The organism is Clostridium uliginosum (genome assembly GCF_900112485.1).
GTDB lineage: Bacteria > Bacillota > Clostridia > Clostridiales > Clostridiaceae > Clostridium > Clostridium uliginosum.
Genome location: NZ_FOMG01000007.1, coordinates 93,696 through 114,167, shown reverse-complemented (window position 1 = coordinate 114,167; position 20,472 = coordinate 93,696). Strand labels below are relative to the sequence as shown.

Annotated in this window: 15 protein-coding genes, 1 pseudogene and 1 other annotated feature; of the genes and pseudogenes, 12 read left to right on the top strand and 4 right to left on the bottom strand. The window is 28.8% G+C overall.

Going from position 1 to position 20,472, the window contains the following annotated elements; genetic code table 11:
- Nucleotides 1–323 precede the first annotated feature (323 nt).
- The 6 genes and pseudogenes from murI to BM027_RS06775 all read left to right on the top strand — a co-directional run bounded on the left by murI (nucleotide 324) and on the right by BM027_RS06775 (nucleotide 6,881).
- Complete coding sequence (gene murI / locus BM027_RS06800) at nucleotides 324–1,103, top strand: glutamate racemase (protein WP_090089982.1); 780 nt, start codon at nucleotides 324–326, stop codon at nucleotides 1,101–1,103.
- 142 nt (nucleotides 1,104–1,245) lie between these two features.
- On the top strand, nucleotides 1,246–1,770 hold the full coding sequence (locus BM027_RS06795; RefSeq protein WP_090089979.1) for a peptidylprolyl isomerase: 525 nt from the start codon (nucleotides 1,246–1,248) through the stop codon (nucleotides 1,768–1,770).
- A gap of 134 nt (nucleotides 1,771–1,904) precedes the next feature.
- The gene (locus BM027_RS06790) at nucleotides 1,905–2,273 is read left to right on the top strand and encodes a DUF3783 domain-containing protein (RefSeq protein ID WP_090089977.1); all 369 of its coding nucleotides are present in this window, start codon (nucleotides 1,905–1,907) and stop codon (nucleotides 2,271–2,273) included.
- A gap of 1 nt (nucleotide 2,274) precedes the next feature.
- A complete protein-coding gene (locus BM027_RS06785; RefSeq protein ID WP_090089974.1) occupies nucleotides 2,275–2,946 on the top strand; it encodes a helix-turn-helix domain-containing protein in 672 nt (223 codons plus the stop codon).
- Between the two features lie 545 nt (nucleotides 2,947–3,491).
- Nucleotides 3,492–5,321 (top strand): annotated as a pseudogene (locus tag BM027_RS18695) (S8 family peptidase); the annotation flags it as partial.
- 231 nt (nucleotides 5,322–5,552) lie between these two features.
- Entirely contained in the window at nucleotides 5,553–6,881 is a 1,329-nt protein-coding gene (locus BM027_RS06775) for a peptidoglycan-binding domain-containing protein (protein WP_090089970.1), read from the top strand.
- Between the two features lie 51 nt (nucleotides 6,882–6,932).
- Here the strand turns inward: BM027_RS06775 and BM027_RS06770 are convergent, their stop codons facing one another.
- Together BM027_RS06770 and BM027_RS06765 are read right to left on the bottom strand one after the other, a co-directional pair.
- Complete coding sequence (locus tag BM027_RS06770) at nucleotides 6,933–7,859, bottom strand: radical SAM protein (protein ID WP_090089969.1); 927 nt, start codon at nucleotides 7,857–7,859, stop codon at nucleotides 6,933–6,935.
- Nucleotides 7,860–8,200: 341 nt separating this feature from the next.
- A complete protein-coding gene (locus BM027_RS06765) occupies nucleotides 8,201–9,259 on the bottom strand; it encodes a YkvI family membrane protein (protein ID WP_090089966.1) in 1,059 nt (352 codons plus the stop codon).
- A gap of 135 nt (nucleotides 9,260–9,394) precedes the next feature.
- Here BM027_RS06765 and BM027_RS06760 point away from each other — a divergent pair, with 135 nt between their 5' ends.
- The 5 genes from BM027_RS06760 to BM027_RS06740 all read left to right on the top strand — a co-directional run bounded on the left by BM027_RS06760 (nucleotide 9,395) and on the right by BM027_RS06740 (nucleotide 14,628).
- Entirely contained in the window at nucleotides 9,395–10,468 is a 1,074-nt protein-coding gene (locus tag BM027_RS06760; RefSeq protein ID WP_090089964.1) for a hypothetical protein, read from the top strand.
- Nucleotides 10,469–10,834: 366 nt separating this feature from the next.
- Nucleotides 10,835–11,782, top strand: coding sequence for a tRNA modification radical SAM protein MnmL/YtqA (mnmL, locus tag BM027_RS06755; protein ID WP_090089961.1), 948 nt, complete (start codon nucleotides 10,835–10,837; stop codon nucleotides 11,780–11,782).
- On the top strand, nucleotides 11,779–12,504 hold the full coding sequence (locus tag BM027_RS06750; protein ID WP_090089959.1) for a 2-phosphosulfolactate phosphatase family protein: 726 nt from the start codon (nucleotides 11,779–11,781) through the stop codon (nucleotides 12,502–12,504). Before mnmL ends, BM027_RS06750 begins: the two co-directional genes overlap by 4 nt.
- 416 nt (nucleotides 12,505–12,920) lie before the next feature.
- A complete protein-coding gene (locus BM027_RS06745) occupies nucleotides 12,921–13,745 on the top strand; it encodes a nucleotidyltransferase domain-containing protein (RefSeq protein ID WP_090089956.1) in 825 nt (274 codons plus the stop codon).
- A gap of 103 nt (nucleotides 13,746–13,848) precedes the next feature.
- Nucleotides 13,849–14,628, top strand: a complete 780-nt coding sequence (locus tag BM027_RS06740; RefSeq protein WP_090089954.1) for a TrmB family transcriptional regulator — start codon at nucleotides 13,849–13,851, stop codon at nucleotides 14,626–14,628.
- Nucleotides 14,629–14,957: 329 nt separating this feature from the next.
- Here BM027_RS06740 and BM027_RS06735 read toward each other — a convergent pair whose 3' ends face one another.
- Nucleotides 14,958–16,133 (bottom strand): class I SAM-dependent rRNA methyltransferase, encoded by a 1,176-nt coding sequence (locus BM027_RS06735; RefSeq protein ID WP_090089951.1) that lies wholly within the window; start codon nucleotides 16,131–16,133, stop codon nucleotides 14,958–14,960.
- 64 nt (nucleotides 16,134–16,197) lie between these two features.
- Complete coding sequence (locus tag BM027_RS06730) at nucleotides 16,198–16,410, bottom strand: (2Fe-2S)-binding protein (protein ID WP_090089949.1); 213 nt, start codon at nucleotides 16,408–16,410, stop codon at nucleotides 16,198–16,200.
- 385 nt (nucleotides 16,411–16,795) lie between these two features.
- Nucleotides 16,796–17,047 (top strand) — a binding site (T-box leader).
- A 137-nt stretch (nucleotides 17,048–17,184) separates the two neighbouring features.
- Here BM027_RS06730 and ileS point away from each other — a divergent pair.
- The gene (ileS, locus tag BM027_RS06725) at nucleotides 17,185–20,298 is read left to right on the top strand and encodes an isoleucine--tRNA ligase (RefSeq protein WP_090089946.1); all 3,114 of its coding nucleotides are present in this window, start codon (nucleotides 17,185–17,187) and stop codon (nucleotides 20,296–20,298) included.
- The last annotated feature ends 174 nt before the right edge of the window (nucleotides 20,299–20,472 follow it).

Below are 20,472 nucleotides of genomic sequence, written 5' to 3'. Positions count from 1 at the left end.
AAAATGTATTAAAACATTCGTAAATTTAACTATATGGAAATTCTATTATAAGTACAGAGTGGTGTCAATATGTTTAAGGCTAAATTTAAAAATTAACTATGTATAGTATAATTAGTTGAAGAATAGGACATATAGCTGTTTTAAAATGAAATATAGCATAAAATTTAATTATTAATAAGCACTATATATTGTATGCTTAAAATTATTTTTTAAATAAAAATTAATCTAAAAGTATAGTGAAAAAGCAATTCTATATAGATTTATTCTTAATAAAGTAATAAAATATTTATTAGATAATATAAGGAAAATGGAGTGTGGACACTTTGGATATTAAAAATAGGCCTATAGGTTTTTTTGATTCAGGAGTAGGCGGATTAAGTGTAATGAAAGAAGCTATTCGTTTAATGCCTAATGAAGATTATATATATTTTGGTGATTCAAAAAATGCACCTTATGGAATCAAGGGATTAGAGGAAGTTAGAACGCTTACAACTAAGGCAGTAGAATTATTATTGGAAAAACATGCAAAAGCTATTGTTGTAGCATGTAATACCGCAACAAGTGCTGCAATAGATTTGATTAGGGATAAGTATAAAGATATTCCAATTGTGGGAATAGAACCAGCACTAAAGTTAGCTGTAAGGTATCATAGAAAAGGTAGCATAATAATAATGGCAACACCAATGACATTAAAAGAAGAGAAATTTAAGCATCTTATGGACAAATATAAGGAAGATTATGATATAGTATCATTACCATGTGCTAAATTAGTTGAATTCATAGAGCATGGAATTTTACAAGGTGAGGATTTAGAGAATTATTTAAAGGAAAAATTTAAGCCATATTTAATTAATGATATAGGTGTTGTTGTTTTAGGATGTACTCATTATCCATTTATAAAAGAAACATTATATAAAATAATGGATAAAACTATACCTATTATTGATGGAGGGCTTGGAACTTCACAAGAATTAAAAAGAAGATTAGAAGAAAAAAATTTATTAACTGATAGACAGCAACAAGGGAATATAGTTATACTAAATTCTAATAAAAGCAATGAAATAATTGATCTTTCTAAAAGATTAATAGATATAATAGATTAATACTAAATAATTCATATGTCTTATATTAATTATTTAGTTAATAATAATATTAAGTTTGAGGCACTATAAGAATAATAAAATAGTATTTTAAAATGTTTGGTTAAATACTTTTATAATGCCTAATGTTGAAAGGAGAATTTTCATGAAAAATCCTATTGTTACAATAACTATGAAAAATGGAGGGGCTATTAAGGCAGAATTATATCCAGAAATAGCACCGAATACGGTAAATAATTTTATTGATTTAATTAATAAAGGATTTTATGATGGAGTAATATTCCACAGAGTTATTCCAGGTTTTATGATTCAAGGAGGATGTCCAGAAGGTAATGGAATGGGTGGCCCTGGATATGGCATAAAGGGTGAATTTACATCTAATGGATTTAAAAATACGTTAAAGCACTCAAAAGGTGTATTATCTATGGCAAGAACTATGGATCCTAATTCAGCAGGAAGTCAATTCTTTATTATGGTAGCAAATTCTCCACATTTAGATGGTCAATATGCATCATTTGGTAAAGTTATTGAAGGTATTGATATTGTTGATGATATAGTTGCTACAAAGACTGATAGAGCAGATAGACCTTATGAAGATCAAGTAATGGAAAGTGTCAAGGTAGATACTCAAGGAGAAACTTATAAAGAACCAGAAATAATTGAGGAATAAATTTTAGAATTATATAGTATTTAGGCACATTAAAATAAATAACAAGTCAGTATGACACTAAAATATACGTCGCATCTTTGACTTATTATTTTCTTTAATAAGCCTTATTACAAGGGTGTAAAGGTGGTGTAAGTATGATCCAGAATATTAAATGCATATTAGTTTATGGATTAGAAGATAATGAAATTGTTAAAATAAAGCAACGATATGGTAAAGTTATTAAAGTCACAAGTGATATGAGCCAAATGAAGGTTAAAGATATCATATCGGGGTTGAACATAGTTGATGAATCTCAAGATATGCCCAAAGAATATATGATAGTGTTTAATGGATTTAACGAAGGTGAATTAAAAGCAGCAATTAAGTATATAAGAAGTTTCATTAATGGTGGCGTGCTTGCTGTAACTACACCTACTTCTTGTAATTGGTCTTTTAAATATTTATTAGAACACTTGATAGAGGAAAGAGAGTGGTTCGAAACTCAACAAAAAGGGAGAGAATAATGTGAGCCGTGTAGGGGAGAAAATAAAACAAGCAAGAGAAAAAAGTGATATATCTGCTAAAGTTCTAGCTAAAAAGTTAGGAGTAGCGGAAAAATATATAAATGAAGTTGAAATGGGAAGAAAAGTTGTTACTGAAGAATTCATAGATAGAGCAGCTAAATTTTTAAAAACAGATTTAAATGATATAAGTATGGTTGTTACTGATGAAGATTTAATGCAAGAAAAGAAAAATTTAAGAGAATTACCAAGTGCAAAAAGAGAAAAAGCTTCAGAGGTGTGGACTGACGCATTTGCATCAGTAATTAAAAGTGTACCTATATATGATTATTCTCTTTCTAATAAAAAGGGATTTAAGGAATTACCTATTCATTCAAATAAGGTAGAAGAATATCCGCAAGATAAGGTCTTCTATTTAGAGCTAGAAGATAATGAAATGACGGGATTTAGAATGTTAAAGGGTGATTTGGCTTTTGCACATATAGTTAAGGAAATTAGTAATAATGGATTCTTTTTGATTGAATATAAGGGTAAAAGGAAAATAAGACAAATAAAGAGTTTAGGAAATTCCAAAGTTCTTTTAGTTAGTAATGGTGGTAGTCTGCTTACTGAAACGATGGAAGTAAAAGAACTAAGTGTAATTGCTAAATTGGAGAGAATAGAAATAAAATTATAAAATTATTTAGAATAGTCATATATTTGTATTTAGAATATATGACTATTTTTATATTAAAACAGAGCCAAAAATTGAAAACACAATATTAGGAATGTTCAACAAATAACAAGTCAGTGTGCTAGTCTATTTAGCATCATACTGTGTGAATAAGTTTAGCTAATAGATAATCTATAAGCTAAACTTTTTTTTCTTTCACGTGCTTAATGTATTCAATTAATAATGATGAGAGGCATACATTATTTTATAATGCATATTCAAAAAATAACGAATCAGTATATTAGTCTATTTTGTGTGATAAAGAAGCTCGACTCGTATACACTCGCTGAGTAAGTGATTCACACAAAATCATAGATTGCACGGTGTGAAAGTTCGAAGAATAAAATATAAAATTTCGATTCTCACTTTTGGTTCTCTGCTCATGTCGATAAAATCAGCTAATAGGCTTACTATTAGCTGATATCACCTCCTTGTCTGACATGAAATATACGTCACATCTTTGACTTGTTATTTTTTTATATGCCTAAAAATATTGGGATGTGATTAAGATAGAAAATATAAGACTTCAAACGGCACCCAAAATAGATGCCTCAATAGGTCTACTGCAAAATGTTCCTAAGGCAATATTAAATAAGCTAAATTCGCAATTAAATGTGATTGATCAAAATACACTTATAGAAGTTGTAATTTTATCAGGAGAATCTGCAGATACTATTGCACAATTTGTGGGTGGATTAAGTGGACAATATTATGATTTGGGTTTTGGATTTGGAATAGTTAATATTCCTATAAATGAGTTAGAATCATTAGCTAAAAGTCCAATTATCCAATATATAGAGTTACCTAAAAATTTATATACTACAGATATTCAAAGTAATGGAGCATGTTGTGTACCTCAAGCAACTAGTAGATTTAATGTTTCAGGAGAAGGAGTTCTTATAGGATTTATAGATTCAGGAATAGACTATACTCATCCAGCCTTTTTAAATGATGATGGAACTACAAGAATAAAATATATTTATGATTTAAGTGAAGCAGGAAGGATATATGATAGTAATGAAATAAATAAAGCATTAAAATCTAATGATCCGTTTGAAGTAGTAAGTTCTAAAGATTTAACAGGGCATGGAACTCATGTTACAGGAATTGCTTGCGCTGGAGGAAGAATAGATCTTAAATATATGGGTGTTGCACCTAAAAGCTCAATAGCTATGGTAAAAGCTGCAAGAGGAAGATATGCTTTAAGTTCACAAATAATGAAAGGACTTAAATTTTTACTTAATAAAAGTAAAGAATTAGGGATGCCATTAGTTGTTAATATGAGTTTAAGTACAAATGATGGAGCACATAATGGGAGTAGCTTATTAGAACAGTATATTAGAACTGTTGCTAATTTAGAGAGAGTATCTATTGTTATAGCAGCTGGAAATGAGGGCGATCAAAGTCATCATGTTGGTGGACCTTTAAAAGTGAACCAAAGAGTTTCTTTTAATGTAGCTAATGATGAACCTACTGTAATAATAAATTTATATAAACCTGTTTTACCTGAGTTATCGATTAATATAATAAGTCCAACAGGTAAAAGCAGTGGAGAAATTATATTAAGAGAGGGTTATTTTGAAGGAACAATAGGACGTGATAGATTTCAAATATATGTAGCTGGTCCTAAACCATTTGATTTAGAGGGTGAAATCCAAATAGCTTTAGTTGGACTAGATGAGTATTTAATAGGGGGGGAATGGTCACTAACAATAAATGTTCTAAATGAGTATACAGGAGAATATTCTATGTGGCTACCTATAGCAGAAGGTCTTAATATAAAAACTAAGTTTTTAGAACCATCAGTATTGAATACACTTGGAATCCCTGCAACCGTAGAAAACATAATTGCTGTTGGAAGTTATGATTATATAACAAATACTTTATCTTCTTTTAGTGGAAGAGGAAAGCCCGTGCTGTATGAGGCAATTAGACCAGATTTGGTTGCACCAGGAGAAGGAATACTTGGGCCTATACCGAATAGAAGGTTTGATACTAAGTCAGGAACATCTATGGCAGCACCACATGTTGCTGGAATTTGTGCGTTAATTATGGAATGGGGCATAGTTAAAAAGAATGATTTTTATTTATTTGGACAAAGATTAAAGAATTACTTAGTAAAGGGAGCAAAAAGAGATAGACCACAGGTTAATTATCCAGATCCATATTGGGGGTATGGAGAAGTATGTGCATTTAATACTCTAGAAATAATTTCAGATATAATAACATCTATTTCTAATAGGAGTATTTCAAATAATTTATCTAATATAAATGAAAGTTGTACTATAAGTAGGGAAGTATTAAGTAGATATGATAATTTAGATGAGAAGAAAGGAGTGTTAGTTGAATATATATCTAGTAATGATATACAGAAAATAAATAAAAATATAGAAGGTGCAAGTACTGTAGCATTAGGAGGAAATATTGCCATAGTAGTTTTACCAACAAATAAATTAACAGAGTTATATAAATATATTAGGCATTTTTAATAAACAACTAAAAAAGTTAGTCACAAAAGGCAGTTACTTTTCATAAGATATTTGGAAGAAGAAATATAAAGGGGTAATTATGTGGCTGATAAGGGTAGCTTAAAAGTCCAATGTTTTAATGGTGATAATTATATCCCAGTAGATGGAAGCAAAGTTTATATTAAACAAACTCAGCTTACAACAACTGAGATTGAATTAACTACAAATTCAATTGGATTAACTGAACAAATAGATTTAAATGCACCTCCTATAGAATATTCATTAGACAAAAACAGTAATGAAATTCCGTATAGTTTATATGATATAACGGTACAAAGAGAGGGATTCAAAACTTTAATAATAAGAGGATGCCAAATATTTCCGGAAGAGGTGGCTTATCAAAGATGTAATCTAGTTGAAATTACATCTAGAAATACTAGACAAGAAGAAATTATTAATATTCTACCTAATACACTTAATGGAGATTTTCCTCCCAAGATTCCAGAAGAGGTTGATAAACCATTACCACCACCAAGTTCAGGAGTTGTATTAAGTAAACCAGTAATTCCTGAATATATTGTTGTACATCAAGGAAGTCCTAATGATCCTTCAGCACCTAATTATAAAGTGCCATTTAAAGAATATATTAAAAATGTTGCATCGTGTGAAATTTATTCAACTTGGTCATCAAATGCAATAAGAGCAAATATATTTTGCATGTTATCATTTACTCTAAATAGAATATATACGGAGTGGTATAGAGGTAAAGGAAAGAACTTCGATGTTTCGAGTTCTACAGCTTATGACCATGCATTTAATTATGGAAGGAATATCTATGATAGCATAGGTGCAATTGTAGATGAGATATTTTCTACTTATGTTAGAAGAATAGGTAAGAAACAACCTCTTTTAACTCAATACTGTGATGGTAAAAGTGTTAGTTGCCCAGAATGGTTAAGTCAATGGGGAAGCCAGGGCTTAGGATCCAAGGGTATGCAACCATTTGAAATATTAAAGTACTATTATGGAAATGATATTGAACTGGTAACAGCAGAGAAGGTTGAAGGAAGCCCTAAATCATATCCGGATTATGATTTAACGATTGGATCAGTAGGGGAACCAGTTAAAACAATACAAAATCAATTAAATACAATATCTAAAAATTATCCACTTATTCCCAAAGTGCCTGAAGATGGAGTATTTGGGAAGAATACAGCTGAAGCGGTTAAAGTATTCCAAGGAGTATTTAATTTACCTAAAACAGGTATAGTTGACTATGCAACATGGTATAAGATTTCAGATGTATATGTAGGTGTAACTAAAATAGCAGAACTTAGAGAAAGCTGTTCAAAAGAAAAGATTTTTATTCCACCAATTACAACCCGATTATATGATAAAAATATACCAGAATTCTCTTATTTTGAAGAGTAGTAAAAAATAAGTAGCATCACTTTTGATGCTACTTATTTTTAGTATTAATATTTAGTACTTGCTTGATTTTTTATATACTCCTTCTAAATCAAATGAAGGAACAAAATGAGTGTCATTAGTACCATCATCTTGAATAAATCCATTTTTAATACCGATATTTAAAGCATATTGAATTAAACTGTCATAGTGTTTAGGATTTAAACCTTTATTGATTTCAGGATAATAATATGCATTAAACATAGGTGTATATTGATTCATCAAACTTATATAAACTTTATCACCATATATACTAAATATAGAATCTATAACTTTTTTTGAATCAAATAGGAGTCCTGGAAGTAATAAATGTCTGATAATAACGCCTTTAGTTATATGACCATTTGAATTAAATTCAGGAGTACCAACTTGTTTAATCATTTCATCTATTATCTCTATAGCATTTAATGAATAATCCTTTGCATTAGAATATTTAATAGAATACTTATCATTAAAATACTTAAAATCTGGAAGGTATACATCTATATAGCCATTCAAAGCTTTAATGGTTTCAATAGAGTCATAGCTATTTGTATTATAGAGTATAGGAAGTTTTAATCCATTTGATTTTGAGATTTCTAAGGCTTCCAGTATTTGAGGTACATAGTGAGTTGGAGTAACTAAATTTATGTTGTTTGCACCTTTTTCTTGAAGTTCTAAAAATATTTCAGAAAGTCTTTCAATAGAAATTTCCACTCCATTACATTTTTGACTTATTTCATAGTTTTGGCAAAAAACACAATTGAGGTTGCAATAAGAAAAGAATACAGTTCCAGATCCTTTTTCACATGAAATTGGAGGTTCTTCCCAAAGATGTAATGCAGCTCTTGCAATTTTAATTTTATCTGAAGCCTTACAAAATCCAAGTTTATTATCTAACCTATTAACTTTACAATTCCTATGGCAAAGTGTACATTGTTTTAACATATTTGAATATTTCATTATTTATCTCCTTGAGTTAAGACAGTTGAAAAAAATAATAGATCAAATATATAGGAACACTGGTCTATTAGTTTAAAAAAATACGCCTAACTATTACTTTTAGCTGTTTAATGTCACTATTTATTTCAGCTGTCTAAGGTTTTAATTATCAAATTTTTATTATGTTTATTATAGCATTAGATAGTTTTATGGATATAAAAAATTTATATTTATAAGTAATAAAACATATTCCAAAAAAATAACAAGTCAGTATGACACAAAATATATGTAGCGTCTTTGACTTGTTATTTTCTTTTATATGCTTAATATTAAGTTAGGCTTAATTACATATTTTCATTAAACTAATCAAGTTTTGTTTTATGTTTAAAGTAAAATACTATACATTGGGTTATGAAAATTAAGCTTAATACCCCAAATACAGGATATAACTTTGTGATTAAGTTAGTAAATCCAAATTGAGATATTGGAAGAGCTATTGCTAAAACTATAAGTATTCCTTTTTTAAAATTAATATGAAAACTATGTTCTAGTGTCTTACTTATAGAATAAACATCTGAAACTTCAGTAGAAAACATCTCTAGCCAAATTATAACTAATAGAATAGCTTGAACTATATTTCCAAATCTACTTGCTACAAGAAGTAGGGGAATTTCATAGTTATATATATATGGTTGATTAACTGTTAACATAAGATTTATCATTAAGCAAAGTAAAGTAAGCCCAATAGAACCCATAGTTATTCCTAAAACCATGGTTTTTGTTTTTTTCATTTGTGTACTAAGAGGAACAAGCACACCAGAACAACAAAGAATATTATAACCTGCATATAAAATAGTTGAAATACCAAGTCCTGTTTTTTTAGGTTTAAAACTTGCTATATTTTGTAATGAAATAACATCTTTACAGAATATAAAATATAGAATAGTAATTAATGTAATTGTAGAAATTAAAGCAGGTACAATAAATGAATTTATTTCAATTAAGCCATTAGTATCACGTAACAAAAAGAATAAGGCTATAAATACCATTATTAGCGAACCAATTAATTTTGGGATACCAAAGAATTGATTTATTAGGGCACCACTTCCTGCTAAAATTATAGACGCACTAGAAATAAGGTATAGGGTAGTTATACCCCCTGTAAGCTTACCCAAATAATTAGGACTAATTATGTTAATAACATCTCCATAAGAATTCAATTTATAAAAAATACTTATCTTGGAAATAATAATACCCATAATTACATAAAAGCACCCACATACTAGAATACCTATAAAGCTTTTTATTCCAAAGCATGTAAAAAATTCTGTAATCTCCTTTCCTGATGCTAGGCCAGCACCAACAATTGTTCCAATAAATACTGCAGCGACTTGAAATATATTAATTAATTGCTTTTTCAATTTTTATTCTCCTTAATAATACTTTCATTATTAAGTATATAAGTAAAATATTTTATTTATTCTTTAATTATTAGTATAACAGTACATTTCTTAGGAAAAATAAATACAAGATATTTTAAAAGGAGGCATTTACTTTTGAAAAAGATTATTTCATTAATAATGACTATAATTATGATTTTAGGATTAATAGGATGTAAAAATAATAATTTAAATGAAGAGACTGTAAATTTATATGATAGCAAACAAGCAATAGAAATTGCTAAAGAATATTTAATAAAACTACAAGATGGAGATGTGGAAGGCGCTAAAAGTTTATGTACTAGTCAATTTTCTGCAAATCAAAAAGAAAATCCTTTAGGCGATTTTAAAATTCAGTCCTTTAAGATAAATAAAACCGTAGAAGGTGGGAATAAGTCTTCGGTTGTATTTGATGCAATAAGAGGAGAAGACAATAGACCTAACAGTAATTTAGATATGTATAATGTATATGTTGTAAAAGAGGACGACAAATACAAAATAAATGATTTAAAAACTCAGGATGAAGTAGAAGTATATAATGATCAAAATAGATTAAGAATAAAACAATCATCACAGGGACAAAGTAATCTCTTATTAAGACTTTCAGATGTTCCTAAGGAAGTATATAACAAAGAATCTGGGTCATTGGAAAAAATAGAGAGTCCAGCTAAAGATTTTTCTTCAGCTGGTTTAAGTTATACTGGGAATAAGGTAGCTTACGCTACAACTGATGGCAAGGACAGTTTTGTTGGTGTATTATATGTAAAGGAATCAGTAGGAACTATTACACCTAATAAGGGTGATAATATAGAAGATTCAAGCAAAGGTGCAAATATAACCGAAGATTTAGAAAAATCACAGACTGAGAAAATGAGCAATTTTGGAGTTTTGAAGGAATGTAAAATAGAAAGACTCATATTTAATTCTCTAGAAGATGAACTTCTAATTTCTTATAAAAAACTAAGTAAAGGAACAGGATTAAAAATATTTAATATAGAAAGTGGAGAATTATCTGCTTTAAATATTGAAAACACATTTCCTACAGATAAGTATAATATAAGAGTTATTTATACATCAGAAGAAGATATTACAATTAAGGTTTCTCTTCTAGAAGGAATAAGTGAAGCTGAAGATGGCAAATCAGGAATTTACATAATTAATACAAAAAAGGCTACTATAACCCAAAAATAAAGTATATTATCAATTTAAGGCATATTCAAAAAAATAATAGACCAGTATTATTGTCCGTTATTTATTTTAATATGTCTTATCTATATTTAAAAGTTAAAAGTGTTTTAAATTAAGTTATAATAAAAGTATATAAGGCACATTCAAAAAATAATAGACCAGTGTGAATGTCTATTATTTTCTTTCATGTGCCTAAGGTATTTCTAAATAAATATCTAGTCAGTCTTCTTGTATTTTGTGTACTATACTGTGTCAGCAAATGTAGCTGATAACAGAATTATTAATTTCCTTGTTTAGTTCAAAAAAATCCTAAGAATCTTTGACTAGCTATTTACTTTATAATGCCTAAATAAGTGCCTAGGAGGAAAAATGGATAATTTTTGGAATGGGAAGAGATATCATAGCTTAAATTATTTTTTAAGAAATAAATTTGGTGAGAAAGTTTTTAAAATATCCCTAGATGGAGGCTTTTCATGTCCTAATAGAGATGGAAAGATAAGCAAGGGAGGATGCTTGTTTTGTAGTGAGAGAGGTTCAGGAGATTATGCAGGTGACAGAACTTTTGCGATTACAGAACAATTTAATAATGTAAAAACTATGATGGCTAATAAATGGAAAACCGGAAAGTACATAGCTTATTTCCAAGCATATACAAATACTTATGCTCCAGTTGAAGAATTAAGGAGAAAATATGAAGAAGCTTTAAATCAGGATGGGGTTGTAGCATTAGCAATAGCTACAAGACCAGATTGCTTAGACGATGAAGTTCTTAACCTACTTAAGGAGATAAATCAAAGAGTTTATGTGTGGATTGAACTTGGTTTACAGACTGTAAGCGATAAAACTGCAAAAAAGATAAACAGAGGATATGATTTAAAAATATTTGAAGAAGCTATGATAAAATTAAAACAAATAGAAATAGATGTTGTTGTACATACTATATTAGGTTTACCAGGGGAAGATCGAGAAGATATGTTAAATACAATAGATTATGTAGCTCACTCTGGTGCAAAAGGGATTAAATTCCATTTACTACATTTAATGAAGCAAACTCCTATGGTTGAATTATATGATAAGGGAGATCTTAAGTTCTTATCACAAGAAGACTATATAGATTTAATCTGCACAGGAGTATCTATAATTCCAGAAGATATGGTTGTTCATAGATTAACAGGTGATGCACCAAGAGATTTATTAATAGGTCCTATGTGGAGTTTGAAAAAATGGGAAGTTTTAAATGCAATAGACAAATCATTAGAAGATAATGATTTATATCAAGGAAAAAATTTTAAGTGCATACAGGGGGATATTAAATGAAGATAGATGTTATAATATCAGCTAATCATATAGATGAAAATAAAATTAAGGACAAAATAGTAGTTGTAATTGATATGTTTAGAGCCACATCAGTTATAACAGCAGCAATTAATAATGGTTGTAAGGCGGTAATACCTTATTTAACTATAGAAGAGACATTAGAGGCATCTAAGAAATTTAACAAGGGTGAATATTTATTAGGCGGAGAAAGAAATGCTGTAAGAATAGAGAATTTTGATTTATCAAATTCTCCACTAGAGTATACAAGAAATATGGTAAATGATAAGACAGTTCTTATGACAACAACAAATGGGACAAGGGCTTTAACAAAATCTCTAGGGGCAAAGAGAATTTTTGTAGCAGCAATGATAAATGGGGAAGCAGTAGCAGAGAAACTTATAAATATTAATGAAGATGTTGTTATAGTGAATGCTGGGACTAATGGAGAATTTTCTATGGACGATTATATTTGCGGAGGATACATTATTAATAGCATATTAAAGGAAAAGAAGAGTGTCCAACTTACGGATATAGCTAAAACATCAAATATGATATATGAATCTAATTCAAATATTATAAGTTATGTTAAACATGCTAGCCATTATGCATTAATGAAATCTATAAACTTAGATGAAGATATTGATTATTGTATGAAGAAGAGCATTATAGATGTAGTCCCAGAGTATATTAATGGAAAAATAATACCTTATAATTTAGATTAGGTGCTGTTTTAAAACCGTGTTGATATTATTATATATTGTAAAGTGGACTAAGAAATTGAACTTAAGAACATCTAAATGAGTATAGTCCCATTTTAGCTTGCTCCAAAGGCAAGCTTTGGACAAGCAAGAAAGGTGACAATACTCAAGGAAACTCGACTCACATTCGTTCACTGAGTAAGTTTGAGGTACCAAATGTAAAATGCTCACAGAGAAAGTTCGAGAAACCAAATATAAAATTTGGACTCTTACTTAAGAGTTCTAAAAGTTCAATTTCAATGTCCGCTTTACAAAAATATAACAATATTAACACTCTTCTAAAATATAGACTTAGATTAATATATTATATTTATATAGTAGTATAAATAATACTACCATATAAATATAATATATTATCACCTAATGGGGAGGACTTAGCTATGAATGTTAATACAAATGTAATGAAGATAATTAATGAATTTTCAATGCTAGAAGAAATAGTTGGAATCTTATTAGCAGGTTCATATGTTACAAAAACTAATGATAAAGACTCTGATTATGATATATATATTTATGTATCTAAGGAAATACCTCTAGGGAAAAGAAAAATAATTTCAGATAAATTTTGTAGTTATATGGAATTAAATAATACCTTTTGGGAGACTGAAGATGATGGGATTTTAAAAGAAAGTAATATTCCTATAGAAATTATATATAGAGATTTATCATGGATTGAGTCTTCACTTAATAGAACATTAGTTAAATGTGAGGCTGATGTAGGATATACAACTTGCTTTTGGAGTAATTTTTTAAACTCAATTATACTTTATGACAAAGGTGGATATTTAAAAAGATTACAAAAAAAATACATGATAAGTTACCCTGAAAAATTAAAACAAAATATAATAAAAAAGAATTATGGACTACTAAAACTAAAAATGCCTTCTTATTATTACCAAATCGAAAAAGCACTAAAAAGAGATGATTTTATTAGTGTAAATCATAGAATAGCTGCATTTTTAGCAAGTTATTTTGATATTATATTTGCAATAAATGAGGTAGCTCATCCTGGAGAAAAGAAAATTTTAAAAATCATAAAGGATAAAAATTTAAAAACTCCAAAAGATATGAAAATAAATATTAAAAATATTTTAGAATACTCAGTATCAAGTAATAGAGATATATTATTTGAAATAGATATTTTAATAAATAATTTAGATATATTATTAAAGAGTGAAGGATTTAATATCAACGCTATGTTTTAAGTGAATGTTTATATTGTAATATAAAGCTCATGCACGGTGGAATTTACTTTATCAACATTTTTCTAAAACATAGGCAAGTTTAAAGATATAGGAGACAAGGATAATGGATAAAATAGTAGAATTATTAGAAAAGCTAAACTTTTCAAAGACTGAAGCAGCAGTCTATATTGACTTATTAAAAAACTCAAAATTGAATGGGTATCAGATTGCTAAAAATTTAAATTTTTCAAGATCATCAGTATATTCTGCTTTAGATAATTTATATAAAAAGGGAATTGTATTTTTATTACCAGGAAATACTCAGGTGTATAAGGCAGAGAATCCTTCTACGTTAATTAATAAGATGAAAAATGAATTTGTTGAGACTACAGATTTGTTAGAGGAAAAGTTAAAAGAATTAAAAGTTTCTGATTTGGAGGAAAGATATTTAAATATAGAAGGTTATGATAATATTATTTCAAAAACTAAGCAGTTATTATTAAGTGCACAAAAAGAAGTTTATATAAACACTGATTTTAATTTAGAAAGCTTTTCAAAGGAGTTTATTGAAATTGCAAATAAAGGAGTAAGAATAATTGTGTTTTCATTTTCTAAAGTAGAAAGTAAAGATCTACCAATTGAAGTATATTCCCATAATAATATAAGTTGTTTGGGCAAAGAAACAAGAATGATGCTAGTGGTAGATTGTCAAAAAACATTAGTTGCAGATAGAGGTGCATATAGAGAAAAAATGTTAGGTGCTTTTACAGATAATATTCTTTTATGTTCAATAGTATCTGAACATATTCATAATGATATATATCTTTTAAAATTAAAAAATAGGTGTAATGATAATTTAATTACTGAGGATATTAAGTTAAATACTATGCTAGAAAATCGATAATATATATTTTATAAACGCATTGTGCTAGTTAAAATAAGCCTATTTTTTAATTATGTTATAAAATTTAAAATATCATATATAATTACTCTTAGGACCAGAAAAATTGTCCTAACAGTTTCTATTATTTTAAGTTGCACCCATTATCGATTGCTCCAAAGACAAGGCTTTGGACAATCAAAAAATGGAACAACTTAAAACAATGAAACTGTAAGCATAAATTTTCAATGTCTACTTCGCAATTATATATGATATTTTCTTACTTTATACAGCTTATAATAAGATCCATAAGTTTAATTAGCACAATGAGTTTTATAAAATATTATCTATTTTTAAACTACTTGGAATATTAAGAATTTTAAGTAGTAACTTTCATCTGAATTCCAAAGTATTGGATGATCACACGATTGTGTTCTAAATTCAACTTGTCTTAACATTTTATGAGCATCTTGAGCTGCTTCTAAGATAGTTTTTCTTAAAAGTTCTTCAGTCATGTAATGAGAACAAGAGCAAGTCACAAGATATCCACCAGGATTAACCAATTTCATACCTCTTAAATTGATTTCTTTATATCCTCTTTTAGCTGCATTAATTGTATCTCTTGACTTAGTGAAGGCTGGAGGATCTAGTATTACTACATCAAACTTCTTTTCTTCCCTTGACCAAGCTGGTAATACATCAAAAGCATTATGGCATTCGAATTTAACCTTATCTTGCATATTATTAAGTTCAGCATTTTTTGTAGCACAATCTATAGCATGTTGTGAAACGTCAATACCCAATACTGATTTTGCACCAGCAATAGCTGCATTTAATGCAAATGAACCTGTGTGTGTAAAGCAATCTAGAACATCTTTATCTTTACATATTCTATGAATAGCAGCTCTGTTTTCTTTTTGATCTAAGAAGAATCCTGTTTTTTGTCCGTTTTCTAAATCAACTATGTATTTAACTCCATTTTCAACAATTTCAACATTAGTGTCAAATGGTTCGCTTAAGAAGCCTCTAGTTTGTTCTAAGCCTTCAATTTCTCTTGTAGAAATATCACTTCTTTCATAAATTCCTTTAGCATTGTATTCTTCAGTTAATACTTTAACTACTAAATCTCTATACTGATCCATTCCTAAAGTGGAAATTTGAATTACATAATAATCTTCAAACTTATCTACAGTTAAACCGGGTAAAAAGTCTGCTTCTCCAAATATAATTCTGCAAGAAGAAGTATCAATAACAGTTTTTCTGTATTCAAAAGCTGCTTTGAATCTTTTCTTAAAGAATTCTTCATCTATGACCTCATCTATATCTCTTGACATTATTCTAATAGTTATTTTGCTCTTATCATTTATATAACCTTTTCCAATAAAATATCCTTTATGATTATATACGCCTACAATGTCACCATTTTGATATTCTCCATCATATTCTTTTATTTCATCAGTATAAATCCAAGGACGACCTTGTTCAGCTCTTCCACTACGACCTTTATGTAAATAGAATTTACTCATCATATTTTAAAATGCTCCTTCCAAAATAATTCTTATACGATTATAACATAAGATATGCCTAAGATATTTAGTTATTTATTTCTTTTAAAAGAGTTTTAATTTTGTCAGAGCACTTTCTTCCTTTACAAGAACCTAGCCCAGCTCCAGTGGCCTTTTGAACTTCTTCTAAAGATGAAGCACCATTTTTAATGCATTCTTTGATTTTAGCTCTAGTTATACTTCTACATGTACAAGTTTTTGTTAATTTATCTAAAATTTCTTTATTTAAATTATTTTCCATAATGTTCTCCTTATATTTAAGTAATGTTATTTTAGTATGATTAAATCACGTTATAAAATAATCGTCAATACTTATTAGTTAATATTTATTATTCATAAAATTGAGGAATTAACTCAAATTATAATGAATTATAATTTTAATGTGTCTAAATTTAAGAAAAATATAAGTTTAAATAAATTAAAAAATTACTTCATTGGTAATAATACTTATAAAGTAGTTTTTTATTCTTTATGAAATTATATTATTAAAGAAGTTGTGGATAACGCAGATGCGTAAAAAAATCGACGGCTCCACAGTCGCCTTGACGATTTTTTTATTTGGATTATTTATAATAACCTTAACACCACAATTGACATTTAAAAACTGGTAATATATAATATTACAATAAAAGACTATGATTAGGAAAAGTATCTTAGATATTACTTTTAGAGAGTAGCTGTTTTGGTGTAAAGCTATAGTAAATCTTTGAGAAGATCACCTAGGAGTTGAATACTGAAAGGCAAAATATTGCTGAATAAGTTATTACGTAATAGCCTGCGTTAAAGGATAGAGTATGTATGTACTTGAAAGAAGGCATTTAATTATAAAATTTAATGCTTAACCTTAGGTGGTTTGCGAATTCAACTTCGTCCTGTGGGATGGGGTTTTTTTTTACGTCTAGTAAAGTTACCTCAGAGAAAGAAAAATCTATTGGGGATATATACATAGCATGTAGCAATAAATTTCAATTTTAGACTAATATATAATGTATTCAAATGAAAGGGGAAATTTTAAATGTACAAGAAAGTAGATTCTTCAAAAGGCACTGTAAATATGGAAAAAGATATTGCAAAGCTTTGGAAAGAAAAAGATGTTATAAAAAAGAACTTTGATGCAAATCAAGATGGAGAGTATTTTACGTTTTATGATGGTCCGCCAACAGCAAATGGAAAGCCTCATGTTGGTCATATCTTAACAAGAGTTATGAAGGACATAATTCCAAGATATAAAGTTATGAAGGGATACAAGGTTTTAAGAAAAGCTGGATGGGATACGCATGGACTTCCAGTAGAACTAGAAATCGAAAAGAAGCTTAAAATATCAGGAAAAGAACAAATTGAAGATTTTGGAGTAGAAAAATTCGTTAAAGAGTGTAAAGACAGTGTATTCTCATATGTAAGCTTGTGGGAAAAAATGACTGAACAAATTGGATACTGGGTTGATATGGATGATCCATATGTAACTTATCATGATAACTACATTGAGTCTGAATGGTGGGCTTTAAAACAAATGTGGGATAAGAAATTATTATATCAAGGTCATAAGGTAATGCCTTACTGTCCAAGATGTGGAACTGCTCTTTCTTCTCATGAAGTAGCTCAAGGATATAAGGATGTTAAGGACTTAACTGCAACTGCTAAATTTAAGGTTGAGGGAGAAGAAAACAAGTATATCTTAGCTTGGACAACAACTCCTTGGACATTACCATCTAATTTGGCATTATGTGTTAATAAATCATACACATATTGTGAAGTTAAAGTGGAAGATGAAGTATATATTTTAGCTAAAGATCTAGTAGGAAAAGTATTAGGTGAAAGAGAATATGAATTAGTTAAAGAGTTTAAAGGTGAGCAATTATTAGGTGTTAAATATGAGCAACTATTACCTTTTGCAAAAGTTGAAGGTAAAGCATTCGAAGTAATTCATGGAGATTATGTAACATTAACAGATGGTACTGGTATAGTACATATTGCACCAGCTTATGGTGAAGATGATAGCCTTGTTGCAAAGAAAAACGGAATTGCATTTGTGAATTTAGTAGATGCAAATGGTAACTTTGTGGAAGAAGTTACACCTTGGGCAGGAAAGTTCGTTAAGAAGTGTGATGACAGTATTGTTAAATACTTAGAAGAACGCAATCAATTATTTAGTGCACAAAAGCACACTCACTCATATCCACATTGTTGGAGATGTGACACACCACTTTTATACTATCCAAAAGATAGCTGGTTTGTTGCAATGACTCAAATGAGAGATAAATTATTAGTAAATAATAATAAAATAAATTGGTATCCTGATAATACAAGAACAGGAAGAATGGGTAAGTTCCTTGAAAATGTTATTGACTGGGGTATTTCAAGAGATAGATACTGGGGAACACCACTTCCAATATGGGAATGTGAATGTGGTCATAAAGAATGTATCGGTAGTAGAGAAGAATTAGAAGCTAAAGCAACTACAGATTGTAAGGGAATAGAATTACACAAACCTTATGTAGATAAAATTAAACTAGGATGTCCACACTGCGGAAAAGAAATGACAAGAACTCATGAAGTAATTGATTGTTGGTTTGATTCAGGATCAATGCCTTTTGCACAATGGCACTATCCGTTTGAAAATAAAGAAACTTTTGAAGCAAATTTCCCAGCACAATTTATTTCAGAAGCTGTTGACCAAACAAGAGGATGGTTCTATACATTACTTGCTGTTTCAACTTGTCTTTTTGATACAAATCCGTTTGAAAATTGTATTGTATTAGGACACGTTTTAGATAAAAAAGGACTTAAGATGTCTAAACATAAGGGAAATGTTGTAGATCCATTTGAAGTATTAAATAGTCAAGGAGCAGATGCTACAAGATGGCATTTCTATACTGCAAGTGCACCATGGCTTCCAACAAGATTTTCAATAGATGATGTTGGAGAAGCTCAAAGAAAGTTCTTAGGAACTTTATGGAATGTATATTCATTCTATGTTTTATATGCTGAAATAGATAATTTCGATCCTACAAAGTACTCTGAGTTTGTTTCAGATAATGTAATGGATAAGTGGATTATATCTAAATTAAATACATTAATTGAAACAGTTGATGATGGTTTAAATACTTACCAAATTACTCAAGCGGCACTTGCAATTGAAGACTTTACAGATGAATTATCGAATTGGTATGTAAGAAGAAATAGATCAAGATACTGGTCACAAGAATTAAGTGATGATAAGATAGGTGCCTATGTAACTTTATATAAGGTATTAACAAACTTAGTTAAAGTAGCATCACCATTTGTACCATTTATGACTGAAGAAATTTATCAAAACTTAGTTGTGAATCTTGATAAAAATGCACCAGAAAGTATTCATTTATGCAAATGGCCAGAAGTTAATACAAATAGTATAAACAAAGATCTAGAAAAAGAAATGGATTTAGCTTATACACTTGTTAAACTTGGAAGAAGTGCTAGAAATGCTGCTAATATTAAGAACAGACAACCGCTTTCAGAAATACTTATTTCAACAAAGTCTCTTCCAGAATACTATGGAGACATTGTAAAAGAAGAATTAAATATTAAAGAGGTAGAACTTGGAGCAGATTTATCTAAGTATGTTAACTTTGAAATTAAGCCTAACTTACCTGTTATAGGTAAAATGTATGGTAAATTAATTCCACAAATCAAGAAAGCAATTTCAGAGAAAGACCAAATGGAGTTAGCTCAAAAGATTAAAAATGGTGGAAATGAAGCTATTGAAGTTAATGGTATAGAAATAGTTCTTACTAATGAAAATCTTTTAGTTACAATGCAAGGATTAGAAGGATATGCATTTGCTGGTGAAGGTGAACTTGGAGTAGTTTTAGATACAACAATTACACATGAATTGCAAGAAGAGGGTCATGTAAGAGAACTTATTTCAAAGATTCAAAACATGAGAAAAGATAAAGGCTTTGAAGTTTCAGATAAGATAAACCTTTATGTATCTAATAATGATTTATTATTAGATATTATTAAGAAATTTGCAGAAACAATAAAGAAAGAAACTTTAACTTGTGATATTATTTATAATGGAGAATATGATTATACAGAGATAATTATAAATGGAGAAAAGTTAGAGATGACAGTTGAGGTTGTTAAGTAGAAATATAGTGATGGGGCTAGAATCTAAGGTATCTCCTTTTGATCTCTAGCCTTTTTCTGTAAATAATACAAGTTTAGGCACATTTTAAAAATAATTATTACTTTATAGAAGGTGTTCCTTGATTTTTAACACAATATATTAGTATAATTAGTTACCTAGAAGAATATTAAGGAG

What these genes read in the sequence shown, in the direction of transcription:
- BM027_RS06745 (WP_090089956.1), top strand. Translation starts at nt 12,921, where the DNA reads ATGAATGTTAATACAAATGTAATGAAGATAATTAATGAATTTTCAATG.
- mnmL (WP_090089961.1), top strand. Translation starts at nt 10,835, where the DNA reads ATGGATAATTTTTGGAATGGGAAGAGATATCATAGCTTAAATTATTTT.
- ileS (WP_090089946.1), top strand. Translation starts at nt 17,185, where the DNA reads ATGTACAAGAAAGTAGATTCTTCAAAAGGCACTGTAAATATGGAAAAA.
- BM027_RS06790 (WP_090089977.1), top strand. Translation starts at nt 1,905, where the DNA reads ATGATCCAGAATATTAAATGCATATTAGTTTATGGATTAGAAGATAAT.
- BM027_RS06770 (WP_090089969.1), bottom strand. Translation starts at nt 7,859, where the DNA reads ATGAAATATTCAAATATGTTAAAACAATGTACACTTTGCCATAGGAAT.
- BM027_RS06795 (WP_090089979.1), top strand. Translation starts at nt 1,246, where the DNA reads ATGAAAAATCCTATTGTTACAATAACTATGAAAAATGGAGGGGCTATT.
- BM027_RS06735 (WP_090089951.1), bottom strand. Translation starts at nt 16,133, where the DNA reads ATGATGAGTAAATTCTATTTACATAAAGGTCGTAGTGGAAGAGCTGAA.
- BM027_RS06740 (WP_090089954.1), top strand. Translation starts at nt 13,849, where the DNA reads ATGGATAAAATAGTAGAATTATTAGAAAAGCTAAACTTTTCAAAGACT.
- BM027_RS06750 (WP_090089959.1), top strand. Translation starts at nt 11,779, where the DNA reads ATGAAGATAGATGTTATAATATCAGCTAATCATATAGATGAAAATAAA.
- BM027_RS06730 (WP_090089949.1), bottom strand. Translation starts at nt 16,410, where the DNA reads ATGGAAAATAATTTAAATAAAGAAATTTTAGATAAATTAACAAAAACT.